Here is an 18341-nt window from a genome sequence, read left to right as displayed (position 1 = left end):
TTTACACCTCTTTTCGCACAGGTGGTCTGGTATCAAAGGCATGGAGCAGTTCTTCAAATACAGGGTGGAACTGTATCACACCGACACGACCATATAAATCACTGATAAGGCATTGCCCGTTTTCCAAATCACGCAATCGCTTCTGATTGTTTTCGTCCTCTGGGTCTACACCAAAAAAGGCTAAGGTCTTTTTAATCTCGTTAAGGTCAGTGGAACGAAATGCAAATTTTAAGCCGAGGTTATTTTTCAGTTTTTCATCTAAGAGGTCGTCTGTATTTTGGGTCACGAAATATACCCCAGCGTTCATAGCACGACCAGCCCGAACCAGCTTCATAGATAGTGTTTTTCCTTGTGCTACCTGTAAAAAGCTCCATGCTTCGTCTAAATCTACAATCTTGAAAATGCTTCGGTCTGTATGGATAAAGTCTAAAGCAAAGGTACTAATGACAATCAGCATAGCAACGGATAAAAGCTCCATAGTGGTATATTCCTCAAAGGAAGTTTCCTTGTCGGGAAGTACCAAGTCCGCAACCTGTATAATGTTCAGTTGTTTTTCTAAGCTGATAGACTGCTCCACATAACCATTACTGAATAATAAATGTGCAAAGTCATAGTCTGTAAAACTTTCGATATGGTCGGCTATACTGGTACTTAGTGGCGTATTCTCAACCCGTAATTCCTCAATCACTTTCATCAACCCTCGTACTTCACTATTGGTTACTGCACGAATGGCTTTTCTAAGGATTGGGAAGCGTTCCCCATCACGAGAGGAAATCCCCGTAAGGAATGTCAGAATATCAATAGCCAGTGATTCAGAATCTTTGGGATTTTTCATAATCACATAAGGGTCAAGTAAGCCTTTGTTTTTCTCATCAGAAGTCAGAGTGACGATATTGATTTCATGGGAAATCTCTGGCAAGGTTTCTTTCCATCTGCCACGTTCTGCTTTTGGGTCTACAATCACTGCTTGTGCCCCATAAAGCACCGCATAATAGACGATAAGGTTATTCGCAAAGGATTTACCACCACCCAGCGAACCAACAAAAGCCGACGCTAACGCATTGGTTACTGAACCCTTAACCCCTTGACTGGCAAGAGCAGGTTTCAGATAGACATTGCGTCCAGTATCTAAGCTGTAGCCAACATAAATCCCCTCATTTTCCCCCAGCATTTGAGTAGCACCAAAACCTAAACCAGCGAGGAAATCAGAGGTCACGTATTGAATATAATCATTCATATAACGCTTGCTGGCAGGTAAAAATTCTTCATGTAAGCCGAGCATATCCCCAAATGGTCGTACCAGTTTTACGCTTAAATCGTCATAAAAATCTTTCACTTCATTACAACGACGTTTGAGTTCGTCAAGATCATTTGCTGATACCCTTACCACATAAGACAGCTTGTACATAGATTCCTTGCTTTGGTCTAAATTGGTTTCCAGCTCATTCACACTTTCCAGAGCTTCCGCCACATTGGAGCTGGTTTCATTATCACTTTGCCAAGCGTGGTTATCCAAGTCTTTCAGTTCTTTCTTTTTATTGCGGACAGTAGATAGGGCTTTACGATTCGCTACAATTTCCACATTCATTGACGTATCAATCGGGAATGTAAATTGCTGTTGCTGGTAGTAGAAGATTTCAGAGGACGGGAAGTCCAGTTCTCCGACAATGCTGTTAATGGTAAAGTAAGCTACATAGACGGTTTCATCTTCCTGCTGGATTTTCAAATATCGCTGTTTTTCTTCCACCAAACAGCGAGTAGGCTTAATCAAGTCATAGTATTTAATCAGCGTTTCATTATCCAGCTTTTTCTTTGATAGATGGTACTCATACTCTTCATAGGCAGTGCCTGTCTGTCCGTAAAGGTGTTCAATCAGATAGCCGAAGTCGTCCTTATCTAACCTGCGGATTTTGAAACGACGAGAGATTTTATTTTCTAAGAGCTTTTCCATCTTCTGAAAACGCAGGATTTCATCATTACTCATACTAACAAAATCGCCCATCAGCTTATGGTTCACATCATAGACAAAATCAGACAAAGCATTTTTTGCTTCAACGGTAAGACTTTTCATAGAAAACTCCTGATCGTTGAGAAGCAACTTAAAGCCGATAAAGAAACGGTAGTTCACTTGATTTTCGCCAATCATGGATATTAAAGCGTCTGTCTGTTGGTCGATTTTGTCATAGGCAACCGCTTTGAGCTTGCCAGTGACTTCATTTTTGGAACGCTCTTGTGCAGAACGTATGCTGGATTCTGTACTGATTTGTAAAGCATGAATTTTGCCATCACGATTTTGTGCGATAAGCTGTCTGAAAGAATCATGCACTTGTATTTTCTGTTCTGGACTTAGAAATGAGTAATTGTAAGGAACAAGCTCATAGTAAGCATAACATTCCCCGTCTTTATTCCAGACGAGATTGTTTTCAATGTATTTAATTGGATATGCCATAAAATTCACTCCTAACTGCTGTAATGGCTTCTTGTGGCTGGTTTCTGCCAAGCGTTACTTTTTTTCCTGCATAGGTCAGCTTTGGTCGCAGTGCATAAGCAATGACAGACTTCAAAAATCCATAAGGCTTTTTACCATCAAAAGTTTTTGTAGACATAAACCATGTGAAAGCCACAGGAATCCCAAAGTATTTGAGAAATGCTCCCTCTATCATGGAAAGAGGGGGCAAGTTGCCAAGTATCATCACTGCAAAGAGTGACACGACAAACCATGTCATTTGCGTAAAGGTTATGGGAAACGGAAGTCTAAAATCATTGATAGAATACAGTACCTTTTCCACAGACCAGATACTGGTATAGCTTCGTATTTTCTTCATGTAATCAATCCTTTCATAAAAAATAGGGGTAGCTGATTGAGCCACCCCGTAAAATAGAAAATCTGCCAGTAGTAATGTACCGACAGATTTAATAGACGATTTCAAAAATCCCATGATTGGTTGAGATAAACGTTCCTGAAAGGTCTAAATCCCGACCATAGGCTTGATAATCAATATAGTTTTGAAGACTAGCTGGTACTTCGCCTAAAGCACCCGTTTCTTCAATGTAGTAGCGTGCCACGTCATACATATCATCACAATCGGAATGAATGATAATATCCTCTTGATGTTCGCTTAGTTCTTCAATGCTTGAAAAATGAGTGAGCAGAGCAGATAGCTCCGATTGTAATTCTTCGGGTAATTCCGATACCATTTCCCATAGTCGATTGAGTTCGCCAATGGAAGTGTATTCGTCAACCGTAAAGGGTAACTCGTAGTCATGAATGGCGTATTCCTCATATTCATCATTCAAGCCGATTTTCTCTTTGACTTCCTCAAAGTCAATGGGAAAGGTAAACCACGCACCGACCAATTCGCCCTCATTGTATTTGCCTAAATTCGCAATATAGACTTGCATATCGTCCATATATTCACGTCCTTTCTTTGTAGAGATTCAAAAATCCCTACCGCACTTCGTTTGGTGTACCATTCCTTTGCGGAACATAAGAAAACCACTTATATTCCACAAAAGAACGGTTTTATTTAAGCACCAATAATGCGATTGAATAGCTCTAGTAAAATGTCTTTTACTCCAGCAGCGTTGAAGACTAAGCCAACCGCAATAATCGCAATAATTAAAAAGCCAATCAGTTTGCTAAACTCACGCTTGAAGCCAAGATACAAGCCAATCACAACGATTGCTAAAAGCACCAGTGATTGAGCGTTTGATAGAAACCAGTTATAAAGGTTTTGTCCAAAATTCATAAAAATGTTCTCCTCTCTATATTCAATGAATTTGTATTTGAGTTATTTTTTTGTTGTTATCACGTCCTGTTCTTTTACTGACTGTTGCTTCAAAATCTGCTTGTGTCGGTCTGTCAGTTTCGCATGGTCGAGAATGTCTTTTACAACCTGCGTCTGGTTGATTTCATCAAGTTTAATCGCAACCTTTAAGGTCGGGGCAACTTGATGAGATAGCCAGTTCAGCGTCCTTTGGAAGGAGTAAGGCTCTGGTTTTGTGGTTAGTTTTAATCGTTCACGATTGTTCCCAATAAACCAAGCCCATTCTTCATTCAGTTTCCAATCAGAACGAGGTTTGGAATCGTCTTTATCTACAAAACGGATATACCGATTGATAATTTTAAAGGCGGTATGCTCTGGATTGTCATAGACGAGTAAATCACGGACTGCATAATAGGCACGCTCATTTTTCAATCGAATCTCAAAACGGTTTTTTACTTCTGCGTCTTCAATGGGAATATCATTTTTCTTGTACTGCTCGTAGTCCTTTTCATAGATACAGAAATAAACTTCACTTTGTAATGAACCGATATAGAGGGTGTTTCCCATACATTCCTTTTCCTCTTTGCGTACCAGTTCGCCACTGCGATAGCTTTTAAAACTGCGGAAGACGGAGATACATTCTTCCTGTTGGCACTTTTCAGTGAGTACAGGGATATTTAAAATCCCTGTCTTATCGTTAATGGCAAGGTCAAGGCGTTTCATCACACCGCCAGCCACCAAAACGTCCATAAAGAACTCATACCAGCTTCTTTGTTGTGCCAGAAGATAGCTTTCAAATTGTCTGCACCCACGACCTTTCAATTCCACCAGAACTCCTTTGTCCAGTTCATGGGAGCAAAGGACGAATATGTCGCCTAAAGCATAATGCTCTGAATAAGAATAGAAACCATAGTCCTCATGAAGAAAATAGGACAGTTTCAGTTGTAAGATGTTTTCGACCACCTGCTGTACGTCTGTTGTCGGAAAGCGAATTCTTACATAATCAAACAGCATTTCAAGGGGAGCGTCGGGATTGAAGCGTTCCAGAGCTTCCCAAAGGGACTGCTGTAAATCCTCTGATGGCTTGACTTTTCCTGTTTCAATATCGCTTAGATACTGCCTTGTAATACCAGTCGCAACAGCTAAACGGTTTTGAGATAGTCCATAAGCCAAGCGTTTTTCTTTTAAATGCTGTAACCAAGTTTGTTCATTCAGTAAAAATCCCTCCAATCAAAAAGGCGTATGTCAACTTTTAAAGCCCATTTGACATACGCTGAAATTTTGTAAATCCCTTGTAACCAAAGGATTTTCTAATGTTTTTTTGACTGTTTCCTGTCGATTTGTACCCCCCTGTTAGATACGGGGGGTTAAGTGCTGGCGTGGCTATTGCCACACCAGCCAGCAAGATCAGTCCACACCTGCGACTTCCGCTTCGCACGTCGCCTGCGTGGACTGTCTGCTGTTGGATAACTTTTTAATTTCCTCCAAGAAATCATATCCTTTTGGTACAAGGGGAGTATAAAACTCTGATATGACACTTGTTCCTACATCAACATAGCCACGACCTTTGATTCGCTTTAAGAAGAAATCCTTTTGTACGTCACTGCCAAACATCATGCCATAGCCCATTTCAGACATACGACCTAAAGCCACTCTGAAATTAAACTGATCACGGATTCCGTCGCCTAAATATTTTGCGTCTGGACGTTGACAAGCCAGTATTAGAAAGAAGCCAGCTTGACGACCTAACATGACAATCTGTTTCAGCTTATTCATAACTGCGGTGTTTTCTTTTGTTCCCAGCATTTCCATGAAAGCGACGTATTCATCAAAGATTAAGAAGTGTGCCGGGAGACCTAAGTAAGCATAATTTTTGCCAGTCTTATAGTTCTTCATCTGCTTCATTTCCTCACTACGTTTCATCATTTCTTCATAGAATGTTTCAATGCAAGAAAGCAAGTCTTCTTTTCTATAGTAGACATTTGCCATCACAGAACCTAAGTCCGCAAGATCAGCATTTTTCGGGTCAAGAATATACAGTTTTGAATCTGTATGAAGCAAGGCTTCAATCAGTGTCAGTATAAAGTAAGTTTTACCGCCACCTGTACCACCAGCAATCAACATATGAGGGAGCTTATCATATTCCCACCATACGTTTTTCATTAAGCGAAGTTTACCATCTTTAGCTTCTACTTCATCAATAGAAATACGACTGGCTATGGTGTCATAGAGCAAAGTATATTCCACATAGGAATCCTTTAACTCTTTATCCGTCAGCTCACAGTACAAGCCACTCTCTAATTTCTTTTCCAAGTGTAAGAGTTGGTCTTGATATTTTCCCAGCGTGATTTCCACCCGTATCTGTATCAAGCCATTTTTAAGTCGATAATACATTTTAGGGAAGTAGGTTATCTTTTCCTTTGTACGACCAGCACTATCTTTAAAGAAACCCTCTGTTTTGACCTGTTCAGATTCATACCACTTGTTTTCAAGTATCATCTTTGCCAGTTTTTGACGGTGGTAAAGTTGTTTAACCGTATCATAGCGAACCCGTTTGAATACAAACGCTACCAGCAAGCAGATAAGAATTGCGACACTGAAACTGATAATTAAATAGGGAATGTCAATCTTATCTGCTTGTGATAGGTTAAAATCCTGCCAGTTGATCTGCTGGATTGTCTTCACATGAAACAGTCCGACAACCAGCAGGAAAACAGGCAGGAGTGACGCTATCGTAAAATGAAAGACTAAATCTTTACCAGATGGGCGAATCCTTTTACCACGCTGTTTCATGCGAAAAAGTCTCCTTTCTACCTAGCGACTATTTGTCTTGTGTCGGTTCTTTCTTTGCTTGTGGTTGAGCTTTGAATGAACTAGAATCCTTTGTCAGCACAATATCGTCTGCCTTGATATACCAGTCAACATCTGCTCCTTGATAGGTGGCAGTAGCAACGGTGTCCGCAATGGGATTGATAAGTTCCACCCGTGCGTTATAATCAAACTCTTTCAAAGGCACGCTGGCAGGAATACTTACTTGAATCATGCGTCCTTGTCCTTTGGATTTTAAGTCATAGGTACGTTCCTTGATTTCATCTGAAACCGACCCGTCTTCATTTTGGATTCTCACTTCACGACGTAGAGCAGAGAATTTCAATTCTCCAAAAGTCGTGTCTTTATCTAATACAATGCCATTTGCTAATCTCATCATTTTTCCTCTCTTTCTTTATTCTTTTATCATGTCGTCAGCATGTAAAAGGTAATTTGTAAAACCACGAGTGCCGATTTTGTAGCCCTCTGCGGTAATACGTGGATTGACTAACTTCACACGTTCCTCAAAGCCGAAATGTTTTTCGCCAGCTTCAGCAGGAAGCACCACCACAATATCATCTGCTCTTTGAACATCAGAATAGAGATTATAGCTTCTTGATAAGACAGTTAGCCGTCCGTTGATTCTTCGCTGAACGACTTTATCCTCGCCAGCAAATTCTAAATTGCCGAATGTTTTTTCCATGTTGGGAATCACAAATTTAAGTTCCATATTTTTACCTATCCTTTCTTTTTTATTGGCTGAATGAATGTTTGATGGTCTTAAAGAGTGGGGAACGACCTTTTGATTCTTGATTTTTTGTTTTCATAAGTTCACTTCCTTTCAAAATCGGGTAAAAAAATAGACACCTCATTTTTTGAAGTGTCTACCTATTAAATATTCAAATTTTATTGGAAGTATCTTTATATCTTCACTTTTCAAGGATAAATCGTCGTATCAAAGCTCATTCATAAGTAGTAAATTAGTAGTAAATTGAGTGGTTTTGACCTTGATAAAGTGTGATAAGTCCAGTTTTTATGCGGATAACTAGATTTTTATGCTATTTTTAGTTTAAAAATAATTAATTTAATGACTCCAATTTTAAAATATCCGTTATATCAACATATGATGTTAATCTCACTTCCTATTACAGGTATTCCTTAACGTAGTAATCATTTACGAATTCATTTGTAAATAATTCTCAAATTACTTTGACATTGTGTAAAGTCATGAATAAAATAAAGGTATCACATGGGGTGGTGGAAATGAGTTCGAGTAAAATCAGCTCAGATACCAATGTTGCAGCGCAAGCAATTGCTAAGTTGCGACAGATACAGGTTTCAAACTTCAAAAGTCAGCAGGTTGCGTTCAATTACACTAGGGGGATTAGTGGCATGAGTCACGCCAATCAAGTCACAAGCAAAATATATCAAACCACGACTAGTTTGGTGACAGCTACTAAATTACAGGCGGATAATTTCTTCAATATTTCCCAGACCAATGAACAGCGGGATGCCCAAGATGCACACATGCTGAGTGGGGGCTGAGTGGGGCTGGCAAATGAAAGCAGATATTAACGAAGAAAAGCGTGCTCAGTTGAAAGCGGCAGCCTATCGCAAAGAACAACAATTGGAAGAGTTTCAACAGGTCAAGAATGGCTATCTGCAGTCACTGGAGAACTTTAATACGACTTTCAATGATCTGGCTCGTGATTATGAAGAAACTGTTAATGATGATCTTGCTCATGGGGCAGCTAACGAAGATGAGTTAGCCGCCAATCAAGAATTGAAACAACAAACTAATCGAACGATTGCTGATCAATATGATGCGACTAATCAACTTTATAATCGAATTCGCCGTCAATCAGATGATGAAATTGATGACTTAAATAAGCAAAGGAGTCGTTTGCCATGGGCGTAAAATATAGTGTTGCTGAAGCAGAAGAACTAATTATTGCCTCAGAAAAGAATCTAGCTGCAGCGAATCAACTGTCTAATCAAATGGTGAGTGGTATTAACAATGTCACTCAATCCGTGAATAGCGGTCAGTTATCTGGTGCCGCTCATGAAGCAGCGGTTGGTGTCTTCGAGACGATTCTTAAACCAACGATTAATCGCTTAAATGACGCTTGTAATGATGTTAAAGGCGACCTAAAAACTTTCGAGCGGGCCAATAATGAAATTGCCCATTATGTCACTCTCGACCAGGATTCATTAGATAAACAACTGGCGATTAAGAAAAAGCAACGTGAACTTATTAATCGGCAACTTGATCAGAATCGTGGTTTCTTTAAAATTGTTGATTCAATGGCAACTGGGAAATTAGACGATCTCATGCGTCAGGATCGCCAACTAAAAACGCAACGGGATTATATTCTGGAACCAGAAATTAAGGGTATTCAAAATAAGTTAGATCAATTGGAAGAGTTCACGACCGTCGTTTCACCACTTTTCCAGGATAGTCTGACTGTTTTTATGACCGTTGCTAAAGGTGCTCAAGAAATTAGAAAGATTACATTTAATAGCAATGGGACTTATGTCAGTAATGGGGCTGATTTAACTTTCTTAGCTGATTTAGATTCTCAGAATTTAGATGACGGCGAAAGTTCAGAGAAGGTTAAAATGTTGAAAAAGGCCATTAATCATCTTCAAAAGCCTGATAACATGACTCAAGCTGAATTTAAGAAGTATCGTCAAAAAGTTTATGTTCAGTTAGAAGAACTAGGAACTGATGGCTGGGTCGCGAAAAGCCTAACTGTTTATGTAACTTCACTAAATAAGAACGTGAAGAATGGTAAGTGGCAGAAGGATTTGACCTCAAGCTGGGATAAGGCACACAATATTGGCTCAAAACTCTTTACTAGCATGTTAGACAAGTCAAATGAATCTGACCAATTTGGTGCTAAGAGAAAAATTAGAATGCTTTATCAAGTATTAGATGCGTCTGTGGATAACCCAGATACGACTAATTTTGTACAATTAAAGAATGTTGCTAATGCAAAATATCATTTTCCAAATTCAAACGAAATTGCTAATAGTCCAAGGGAATATTATGATTTTGTTGATCAATATTCTAATTTGATATCTCAAAAGTATAAAAATAAAGTTCTTAATAATCCAATTGACAATCAAATGCGTTATTGGTTAGATAAACCAATTGTTGAATTTATAAATGATAAAGGATTGGATCAAAATGAATATGAAAGTTGGCTAAAAACAAATAGGATTTCAATCGATCATCCAGATTCGTCGCTACACAATAGAACTTTATCTGGGAAAGGTAATATCCCCAATAATTCAAAAGTAACAGCTGCGAACAATCATGTCGAAATAATATTTAATAATAAAGGGAAGACCGTCAGCGTTTGGAATGTTTTAGACACATATGTTTCTGGAAGTAGAAAAGGTGAGGTGATTTCCGATCCTAGACAATACGAAGATGTTCAAAGCCCCAATAGTAATCTTTGGAGTCAAATTGCTAATACTGATTCTGCAAATTACGCCATTCCACACAACGGTTTTAATCTTGAAACACCCTTTGGAGTTATTGATAAAGATTACTCCGGGAAACAGCATGAGCCTTTGGATGTCAAACCGGCAGCATCAAATAAAGGACTGGAAAGCCAAATTAGAGTGATGGCAAAAAAATGGTATCTGGTAAAGGAATGAAATAGGTAATGAATATGTATGCTTTTTGGTCATGTCTGTCCACAATTCTTCAAATTCAAATTTTATTAATCCCATTTGCTGCTTTAACGGGAGGTATTGTTTCATTATTTATTTTGTTCAAAATTAAGAGTAAAAAGTATAAAACCAGTAACTTAGAATTTACTTCGCTAGGAATTTTTTTTGTGTTGTCATGGGTAACAGTTATCGGAATAATAGTCCTAAAACTTTTCGATATAACTGAAGGTCCTCTTTTCCAGATAATATATTGGTTACCATTCATATGTATACCATTCTTGGCAATTGGACTTTTAATAGAAATAATCGTGTTTTGGATAAAAAACCGACAAATTCTTACTAAAAAACAAGAGATGGTTCTAGTTATTCTCTTTCTTATTCTTTTATATTTTGTAGGGTTAATTATTGTTTCAGTTTTACAATCTATACTCCAGACTAATCTTGATAAACAAGGATTTGATTTACGTTTAAATTAATCAATTAGAAAACCGTTTGATAAAAAGATCAAGAATGCCATGGAATTCCTACTGATCTTAAATCTGATCCTGAAGCATTTGATTTGGCTAAACAAACTCATCAATTTCGTTACTATCTTGATAAGAGTAATAACGATGCCTTACGTAATTCATATCCTACCGCCAAAAATGATTTGGAGAGAATTCAGAAATTAAATCAGGATTATCCAAAGTCACTGGCGGGTGAAAAAGCACGTTTTCATAATAAGTATCCTAAGGGTTCGGACTACAAGCAGTATATTAAAGAAACTGGCGAAAATATTAAGTTCGTTACATCACCTGAATTTCATAGTGAGTGGATCATTAATATGAAGACCAAATCTCTTGTAACTCAGTGGAACGTTTATTCCATGGACGATAAAGGGACAATTAATTCTGATTCTAAACAACAACTTACTGAACAACAGCAAGCTCAAATTGTGGATGGTAATTCAGTTCACTATGCGAATAATTCTACTGAATCACACATTCTTAATAATATAAAAAATGTTCATACAAGTTATGATAGTAATCCTGTAACTACTTATGACCCCCAAATTAGAAAGGTTAGTAGTAAAGGGTGGATGATTCCTGATGCAGATGGGACATTGAAGGAAAGTCTGAAAGATAAGCCTTTTTTTGATGTAAAAAGATCTAAAAGACTTGCTGATAAGGAATTAGGTATCGTCAAAAATGGAAAATAAAAAAATACTCAAAGGTGTTTTTATAGTTCTAATTATTTTGGGTTTAATAATAATTGGATTTAAAGTTAAATATAAAAAAGATCATGCAATGACGTTTGAAAGTATTCAAAAGACAGTAATTTATGGTAAAACAACGAGAGTAGATTTGGAGAAGAGTTTTGGTGAGTCAGAAAAGATTGAGAAAAATCAGAAGTTAGTTCATAAAAAACACTATCAACTGTTTACTTCAGAATCGACATTTATGGACTCAATGCCACCGACTTACTACGATAAGATTAAAATTGATCTTCCTAAAGAAGAAATGAAGAAGGAGAGAGAACAAAAGAAGCTTTCATACGTGAGATATTCGTTCAAACAGATAGGAATACAGCATGTCTATTTCTTTTTTAACTCTGAAGGACTTCTTTACGCAATAGGGTTTGATTTTCCGGATTATTCATCAGATAAAGAGCCTTACGAACTGATAAAATATCTCAATAAAAAATTCAATTGATTTTTCTGAAAATTCATTTGCTATCCTTGATTTAACGTGCCGAAACCAAAAAAATTAATTCAAAACGCTTTACCAGCATGTTGGATAAGTCAAATGAATCTGACCAATTTGATGTTAAGAGAAAAAATTCGTATGTTAAATAAGATCCTAGGTTGCACGCTTGATGAGAATGGCTTTTTACAGTTAAAGAATGTCAATTTGGGTACTTTAAATGGCGTTACTGACAAAACAGGCAGTTATACCTTTGATAAAAACATCAAGAATGTCATGGAATTCGATAAAGCTTATTCGAAGATTGTTCAGAGTGCCTATCCAATTAGTTAGCTCTGGTTGGGCGGTGCCGAGTTCCCATTTAGAAACTGATTGACGAGAAACTTGTAATTGCTCAGCCAATTCGGCTTGGGTGTAACCGTTTTTTTTTTCTGAGCGTTAATAATTTTTCGGAAAAATTCATTGTTATCACTCCTCATAGTAAGTCTAACTGAAAGCTTAGTGATAATAAAGCAAGTACTGGTGGCAAAAGCGCAACTGCCGGTTGCAAGTTGCTTTTTATGGCAAGAATTGCTGACAGTCTTGACTTTTTACCGTCAGCTGGTTATGATGATGTCAATATCTTGCCGAGAGGTCTAGGAAGTAGTAGCAGTCACGAAGTTTCGTTTAGGAAATGGCGCTCAGCTGAAACCGTCATCGAACTTTGATTGTGAATGGAGCCTAGGGTGGTCAGCGGCGCAAGTCCTGGCGGTGTGTGAAGCCTTAATTCATTCGAGCTGATCCTTAGATTTTGTAAGGGTAATTTAGGTGGCACCGCGATAAACTCGTCCTATTGTATTTTGCAATAGGGCGTTTTTTGATGGCTAAATTTCGGCGTTATTAAAAATGGAGGTTATGACAATGGCAAAGAAAGTTATTTTGACAGCAGATCGACCAACAGGTAAATTACATATCGGTCACTACTTAGGCTCTTTAAAGAACCGCGTAGCGTTGCAGAATTCTGATGATTATCAAACTTATGTCATGATTGCTGACGTGCAGGCATTGACTGATAATGCCCGCGATCCAGAAAAAATTCGGCGTAGTTTGATTCAAGTCGCTTTGGATTATTTGGCGGTTGGCATTGATCCAGCTAAGTCGACTATTCTGGTTCAATCACAAATTCCTGCCCTGAACGAATTAACTATGTATTATTTGGACTTGGTCAATGTTTCACGGTTGGAACGGAACCCCACTGTTAAAGCAGAAATTAAGCAGAAGGCGTTTGGTCAATCAATTCCAGCAGGTTTCTTAGTTTATCCAGTTAGTCAAACAGCGGACATCACTGCTTTCAAGGCGGATACAGTGCCAGTTGGCGATGATCAAGAACCGATGATGGAACAAGCTCGAGAAATTGTGCGGACTTTTAATACCACCTACAAGACTGATGTATTAGTTGAACCTCAAGGCTATTTTCCACCAAAAGGTCAGGGTCGTTTACCTGGGTTGGATGGTAATGCCAAAATGAGTAAGTCATTAGATAACTGTATTTATTTGGCCGATACTGCTGATGAGCTGAAAAAACGTGTGATGTCAATGTACACCGATCCTGATCATATTCATGTGAGTGATCCCGGTAAAGTTGAGGGCAATATGGTTTTCACCTATCTTGATGCCTTTGACACTGATAAGGATAAAGTCGCAGAACTTAAAGCTGAATATCAACATGGCGGCTTAGGTGATGTCAAAATTAAACGTTATTTAAATGATGTTCTTGAAGGCGTCTTTGGACCAATTCGTGAACGTCGTGAGGAATATGCGAAAGATATCCCAGCTGTTTACGAGATGTTGCGACAAGGCAGTCAAAAAGCTAATGAAGTGGCTGAACAAACGTTACAGGAAGTTCGTGACGCGATTGGAATTAATTACTTCAAATAAATACAGAAACCGATGATTAAATGACAAAAGATCTTGCAAAGCTGATGAAAAAAGAATTACTTGACGTTGAACCGTCGTCAATTTTGCAATTTGACAAGGACGTTTCACAAATTCCTAACATCATTAAATTAACTTTAGGAGAACCTGACTTTAATACACCAGACCATGTTAAGCAGGCGGGGCAGGCGAGCATTGCTGCCAATCATAGTCACTATACTCAATCTCCGGGTCTACCCAGCTTGCGTGTTGCTGCAGCTCAATTTCTAGCTAGCAAATATGGCACTGATTATGATCCGGCAACGCAGGTTTTAACGACGGTCGGTGCGACTGGCGCTATTTATTCTGCACTAACAGCAATTTTAAATCCTGGGGATGAAGTGATTATTCCGATTCCGATTTTCCCATTGTATATTCCAATCGTGAAATTAAACGGCGCCACACCAATTTTTGTTGATACTAGTCAGGATGGGTTTAAATTAACACCTGAAAAATTAGCGAATACTTTGGCTACGCATCGTGATAAAGTCAAGGCGATTGTTTTCAATTATCCAACTAATCCAACTGGCGTGACTTATCGTCAATCTGAGCTTGAGGCTTTCGTGGCAATTTTAAAGCAATATGATATTTTTGTTATTAGTGATGAGATATACAGCGAATTGACTTACGGTGAACCTCATGTTTCCCTGGGTAAATTGTTGCCAGAACAGACCTTGCTGATTAATGGTGTATCAAAATCTCATGCCATGACTGGTTGGCGAATTGGCTTTATTGCCGGACCAGCGGCGGTGATCAGTAAAATTAATATGGTCCATCAATTTACTGTTACGGCAGCAACAACCATGTCGCAGGAGGCTGCTTTGGAAGCGATGCAGCATGGTTTGGATGATGGGCAAGCGATGAAGCAAGAATATTTACAACGTCGTGATTATTTGGTCGCTGAATTAAATCGTTTAGGGATGGCGACGGCTGTGCCAGCCGGTGCATTCTATGCCTTTGCCAAAATTCCAGCACGCTTTGGCAGTGATAGTTTTGCGTTTTGTCGAAAATTAGCACAAGAAGCGCAAGTCGCTTTGATTCCTGGTGCAGCTTTTCCAGCTGGCGAAGGTTATGTCCGAATTAGTTATGCGGCTAGCATGGCGAAGTTGACCGAAGCATGTCAACGCTTGGATAAGTTTTTAGCAGTTAATTAAAACGTGTTCGGGGTGCCAGACTGCTAAGCCTAACTTAAATAATTGCCAGATCGGTTGCACCGCTCAGTCAATTATTTGAAGTTATGCTACGCAGTCTAACCGGCACCCCTCACACTCTGATTTTAATGGAGGTATTTTATGAAGATTCAAATGTATTCGGTTCGTCCTGATGAGCAGGCTGCAATTACTGCTTGGGCTGAGCAAAATCAGGCTACGATTACGACTAGTAATCAGCCGCTAAATAGTCAGACTGTTAGTTTGGCTAATGGTAGTGATGCTGTAGTTGTTGCGCAACATGGGGCTCTAACAGCAGATGTTTACCAGCAATTAGCTACTTTTAAAATCCATATTCTGGCTTTACGGATCACGGGTTACGATATTATCGATTTTGCCGCTGCTAAGCAGTATGGGATTCAAGTGACCAATGTGCCAGCTTATTCACCACGAAGTGTGGCTGAAGAAGCATTAACGCATACCATGGTTCTTTTGCGGCATTTGAAAGCAACGCAATTGCGAATGGCTCATCACGACTATAGCTGGGGTGGCCTGGAAGCTTATGAAATCCATCATTTAACTGTCGGTATTTTAGGCGCTGGCAAAATTGGTGGCACTGTTGCACGCATTTTTAAGGCGTTGGGCGCGAAAGTAATTGCGCATGATTTAGTTGAACGTCCAGAACTAGCGGACACATTGACTTACGTTAGTTTGGACGAGCTCCTGACTCAAAGTGATGTTTTAACGATTCATACTAACTTAACCGATTTAACCACGCACATCATTGATACAGATGCCTTAGCAAAAATGAAATCAACCGCTTTACTGATCAATTGTGCTCGGGGTCCCATCGTCGATTTGGCTGCATTACTTCATGCGCTGGATACTAATGAAATTGCTGGTGCAGGTTTGGATACAGTTGAAGGTGAGGCCGGTGTATTTGGGGATGATCTTTCGCACGCAAATCAAGATTTAAGCATTTTTGACAATTTACTGCGTCGGGAAAATGTCTCGTTGTCGCCGCATATTGGTTTTTACACCGATCAGGCCGTAAAAAATATGGTTGAAATTGCTTTGAACGATGCTAGTTTATTGTTCCAAGGTAAGAAAAGCCCTCATTTATTGCCGGAAAAGTAATTGACGTTTAGTTGAAAAGTAGCCACGTTTAATTAACTAACGATAATGTGCGGCGTTTTATTTAAGTCACTGCCTATTTAAGCAATGACTGAGGCCCGTAATTTTGAGGATGTGGTTATCAGCCAATGATTTTTGCTCGTGCTTGTGAGCAGCAGTGTCGGCAGTCTGCTCCAACCAATAAGCCTACACTGCAATTGCAATCGAACGTAATGCTGTTTAAAAAACTTTAGCCAAGCGCTAGTCTATCATTATTATCTGAACATAATAAAATCCCCACTTCTGGGCAGGAAGTGGGGATTACTCATTTTAAAGGGGAGGAATAAAATGAAGAAAATTAGCAATTTTTTGGGTTTTAGGGTTTTAATTTTGATAACGATCTAGGTGGTAATTCCTAGACTCCGTTGGTCGGTACCACAACGAAGATTTTCATAAAATTCATTTGCATCACCGCTTGCTTTCTATGTTGTTAACTATAAGCTAGGACTATGAAAAACTAATGCCAAAAAGGTGGCGCTTCAGTAAATAATTTGTGATGAAAAAATGAAGTTGCTGTTGGAATTTCTTCAAGATAGGTTGCCTTAATTGAGCACAGTAAGTTAGTGGATTGAAGAAAAAAACACTATTTTTAAGTTGTTTTCTAGTGAGTCGCTTTCTTTTATTCAGTAACATGCTAAAATATGGTACAAGCTCTACGAAATATTAGGATAGTTTCCGTCAATTTGGAAGGAGTTTAAAATGAAAAATTCAGCAAATTCAAAACGCAATTGGCTCATTGGTATTATTGTGGGCGTTGTTGTGGTTATTGGACTTAGTTTTATTGGGACGTACAATAGTTTGGCGCGCAGTTCGCAGGCAGTTGATTCACAGTGGGCTCAAGTTGAAACGGTGTTACAACGGCGTTATGATCTGATCCCCAATTTGGTGAGCGCTGTTAAGGGCAGCATGAAGCACGAAACAAAAGTTTTTGGTGAGATCAGTGCCGCTCGTAAGGCCTATGGTAGTGCAAGTACCGCCAGCGAAAAAATGAAAGCCAATGCACAACTAGATCAGTCGGTTGGCACTTTGGTCAATGTGATTGGCGAGAATTACCCTAGCTTGAAGTCTAATGAGAATGTTCAAACTCTAATGACGCAATTAGAAGGTTCGGAAAATCGTATTTCCGTGGAACGACGTCGCTATAATCAAGCGGTTGAGAAATATAATACCTCAGTGGTCACGTTCCCTAAAAATATCTTAGCAAATATGATGGGAATGGGTAAGAAGGCTTACTTCAAAGCAGATACCAATGCGAGCAAGACACCTTCAGTTGACTTAGATGAATAGGCGAGTCCTGAAGCAAGGTCGTTCTTGGTACTGGTTATTGAGTCTGTTACTATTCAGTGTCCTGGTAGTTTTTCAACAGGCACAACCAGTGGCAGCGGCTTTACCTGGCCGACCTCAGGCTAATTTCTATGATCAATTAAATATTCTTGATCAGACCACTAAGAAATTGGTTAGCCAGAAGAATATTACTTATGACCAAACCAAGCAACGGCCACAAATTATGTTGGCAACGATTAAAAGTACTGATGGCGATAGTATTGATAGTTATGCGCCGGATCTTTTTGCTCATTGGGGATTAGGCCAACGGCAACGTGATAATGGCGTGTTGATTCTGTATGCTTTGAATAATGGCAAGCGTAATGTTCGAATCGAAGTAGGTTACGGTTTGGAGTCGGAATTGACTGATGCTTTATCAGGGCGAATTCTACAACAAGCCAAGGCGGATTTGAAATCAACTGATGCCACTAAAATTAATCGCGGGCTACGGCAGGTTTTCAATAGTGTTGCGACGGTAATTGATAAGAAGTATGATTTCAAGGCTGATAAAAACACTTTGTCTGATGAAGCGTATCAGAAAATCAAGGGCAAACAAGAAAGCAGCTGGACAGATAATATTGGTACGATTATTGTGATTTTGATTCTAGTTTTGCTCTTCATGGGTGGCGGCCATGGTCGCGGCGGTGGCGGTCTTTGGTGGCTCTGGGCATTATTAGGAAGTGGTTCAAATCGAAATAACCATTGGGGCGGTGGCTCTGGTGGTTTTGGTGGTGGTGATTCCGGCGGCTTCGGTGGCTTTTCTGGTGGCGGCGGTTCATCCGGCGGTGGTGGCGCCTCAATTTAAT

Annotated in this window: 21 protein-coding genes and 1 pseudogene; 13 read left to right on the top strand and 9 right to left on the bottom strand. The window is 39.2% G+C overall.

All coding sequences use genetic code 11. The features are described from left to right. Position 1: 1 nt before the first annotated feature. From tcpF to EKM81_RS00330, 8 genes are all read right to left on the bottom strand, one after another. A complete protein-coding gene (gene tcpF, locus EKM81_RS00370) occupies positions 2–2449 on the bottom strand; it encodes a conjugal transfer ATPase TcpF (protein ID WP_000331160.1) in 2448 nt (815 codons plus the stop codon). After that, entirely contained in the window at positions 2433–2825 is a 393-nt protein-coding gene (locus tag EKM81_RS00365) for a conjugal transfer protein (RefSeq protein WP_000723888.1), read from the bottom strand. The genes tcpF and EKM81_RS00365 overlap by 17 nt, the downstream gene beginning before the upstream one ends. An 88-nt stretch (positions 2826–2913) precedes the next feature. After that, positions 2914–3411 carry an antirestriction protein ArdA gene (locus tag EKM81_RS00360; RefSeq protein ID WP_000342539.1) on the bottom strand — a complete coding sequence of 166 codons (498 nt, stop codon included), beginning with the start codon at positions 3409–3411 and terminating at the stop codon, positions 2914–2916. A gap of 116 nt (positions 3412–3527) precedes the next feature. Further along, positions 3528–3749 (bottom strand): hypothetical protein, encoded by a 222-nt coding sequence (locus tag EKM81_RS00355; protein ID WP_001009056.1) that lies wholly within the window; start codon positions 3747–3749, stop codon positions 3528–3530. Positions 3750–3791: 42 nt separating this feature from the next. Next, positions 3792–4997 (bottom strand): MobT family relaxase, encoded by a 1206-nt coding sequence (gene mobT / locus EKM81_RS00350; protein ID WP_000398284.1) that lies wholly within the window; start codon positions 4995–4997, stop codon positions 3792–3794. A 177-nt stretch (positions 4998–5174) separates the two neighbouring features. Then, a complete protein-coding gene (locus EKM81_RS00340; RefSeq protein ID WP_000813488.1) occupies positions 5175–6560 on the bottom strand; it encodes an FtsK/SpoIIIE domain-containing protein in 1386 nt (461 codons plus the stop codon). A 28-nt stretch (positions 6561–6588) separates the two neighbouring features. Continuing rightward, a complete protein-coding gene (locus EKM81_RS00335) occupies positions 6589–6975 on the bottom strand; it encodes a YdcP family protein (protein ID WP_000985015.1) in 387 nt (128 codons plus the stop codon). A 15-nt stretch (positions 6976–6990) separates the two neighbouring features. Then, complete coding sequence (locus EKM81_RS00330) at positions 6991–7305, bottom strand: YdcP family protein (protein WP_000420682.1); 315 nt, start codon at positions 7303–7305, stop codon at positions 6991–6993. Between the two features lie 533 nt (positions 7306–7838). On the opposite strand from EKM81_RS00330, the gene EKM81_RS00320 reads away from it, so the two are divergent. The 7 genes from EKM81_RS00320 to EKM81_RS11270 all read left to right on the top strand — a co-directional run bounded on the left by EKM81_RS00320 (position 7839) and on the right by EKM81_RS11270 (position 12271). Continuing rightward, positions 7839–8120 carry a hypothetical protein gene (locus EKM81_RS00320; RefSeq protein WP_125646743.1) on the top strand — a complete coding sequence of 94 codons (282 nt, stop codon included), beginning with the start codon at positions 7839–7841 and terminating at the stop codon, positions 8118–8120. A gap of 13 nt (positions 8121–8133) precedes the next feature. Beyond that, positions 8134–8493, top strand: coding sequence for a hypothetical protein (locus tag EKM81_RS00315; protein ID WP_125646740.1), 360 nt, complete (start codon positions 8134–8136; stop codon positions 8491–8493). Further along, positions 8484–10241, top strand: a complete 1758-nt coding sequence (locus EKM81_RS00310) for a hypothetical protein (RefSeq protein ID WP_125646737.1) — start codon at positions 8484–8486, stop codon at positions 10239–10241. The genes EKM81_RS00315 and EKM81_RS00310 overlap by 10 nt, the downstream gene beginning before the upstream one ends. An 8-nt stretch (positions 10242–10249) precedes the next feature. Next, on the top strand, positions 10250–10732 hold the full coding sequence (locus EKM81_RS00305; RefSeq protein WP_125646734.1) for a hypothetical protein: 483 nt from the start codon (positions 10250–10252) through the stop codon (positions 10730–10732). Positions 10733–10815: 83 nt separating this feature from the next. Then, positions 10816–11454 (top strand): DUF3114 domain-containing protein, encoded by a 639-nt coding sequence (locus EKM81_RS00300; RefSeq protein WP_164509133.1) that lies wholly within the window; start codon positions 10816–10818, stop codon positions 11452–11454. Then, on the top strand, positions 11444–11947 hold the full coding sequence (locus EKM81_RS00295) for a hypothetical protein (protein ID WP_125646728.1): 504 nt from the start codon (positions 11444–11446) through the stop codon (positions 11945–11947). Before EKM81_RS00300 ends, EKM81_RS00295 begins: the two co-directional genes overlap by 11 nt. A gap of 111 nt (positions 11948–12058) precedes the next feature. After that, on the top strand, positions 12059–12271 hold the full coding sequence (locus EKM81_RS11270) for a hypothetical protein (protein ID WP_225420134.1): 213 nt from the start codon (positions 12059–12061) through the stop codon (positions 12269–12271). Positions 12272–12286: 15 nt separating this feature from the next. Here the strand turns inward: EKM81_RS11270 and EKM81_RS11520 are convergent. Then, positions 12287–12340: pseudogene (locus EKM81_RS11520) on the bottom strand (hypothetical protein); the annotation flags it as partial. A 158-nt stretch (positions 12341–12498) separates the two neighbouring features. On the opposite strand from EKM81_RS11520, the gene EKM81_RS11050 reads away from it, so the two are divergent. The 6 genes from EKM81_RS11050 to EKM81_RS00265 all read left to right on the top strand — a co-directional run bounded on the left by EKM81_RS11050 (position 12499) and on the right by EKM81_RS00265 (position 18340). Continuing rightward, positions 12499–12645: a hypothetical protein gene (locus EKM81_RS11050; protein WP_164509132.1), complete on the top strand. Its 147-nt coding sequence runs from the start codon at positions 12499–12501 to the stop codon at positions 12643–12645. Positions 12646–12838: 193 nt separating this feature from the next. Next, complete coding sequence (gene trpS, locus EKM81_RS00285) at positions 12839–13855, top strand: tryptophan--tRNA ligase (RefSeq protein ID WP_125646725.1); 1017 nt, start codon at positions 12839–12841, stop codon at positions 13853–13855. Between the two features lie 20 nt (positions 13856–13875). After that, a complete protein-coding gene (locus EKM81_RS00280; protein WP_225420124.1) occupies positions 13876–15045 on the top strand; it encodes an aminotransferase class I/II-fold pyridoxal phosphate-dependent enzyme in 1170 nt (389 codons plus the stop codon). Positions 15046–15183: 138 nt separating this feature from the next. Continuing rightward, positions 15184–16176, top strand: coding sequence for a D-2-hydroxyacid dehydrogenase (locus EKM81_RS00275; RefSeq protein WP_164509131.1), 993 nt, complete (start codon positions 15184–15186; stop codon positions 16174–16176). A gap of 735 nt (positions 16177–16911) precedes the next feature. Continuing rightward, positions 16912–17499, top strand: coding sequence for a LemA family protein (locus EKM81_RS00270; protein ID WP_125646722.1), 588 nt, complete (start codon positions 16912–16914; stop codon positions 17497–17499). After that, entirely contained in the window at positions 17492–18340 is an 849-nt protein-coding gene (locus tag EKM81_RS00265) for a TPM domain-containing protein (protein WP_225420123.1), read from the top strand. Before EKM81_RS00270 ends, EKM81_RS00265 begins: the two co-directional genes overlap by 8 nt. Position 18341: the final 1 nt, after the last annotated feature.

It is taken from the genome of Lapidilactobacillus gannanensis (assembly GCF_003946675.1).
Taxonomy (GTDB): Bacteria; Bacillota; Bacilli; order Lactobacillales; family Lactobacillaceae; genus Lapidilactobacillus; species Lapidilactobacillus gannanensis.
This window is presented reverse-complemented; position numbering and strand designations above follow the sequence as displayed.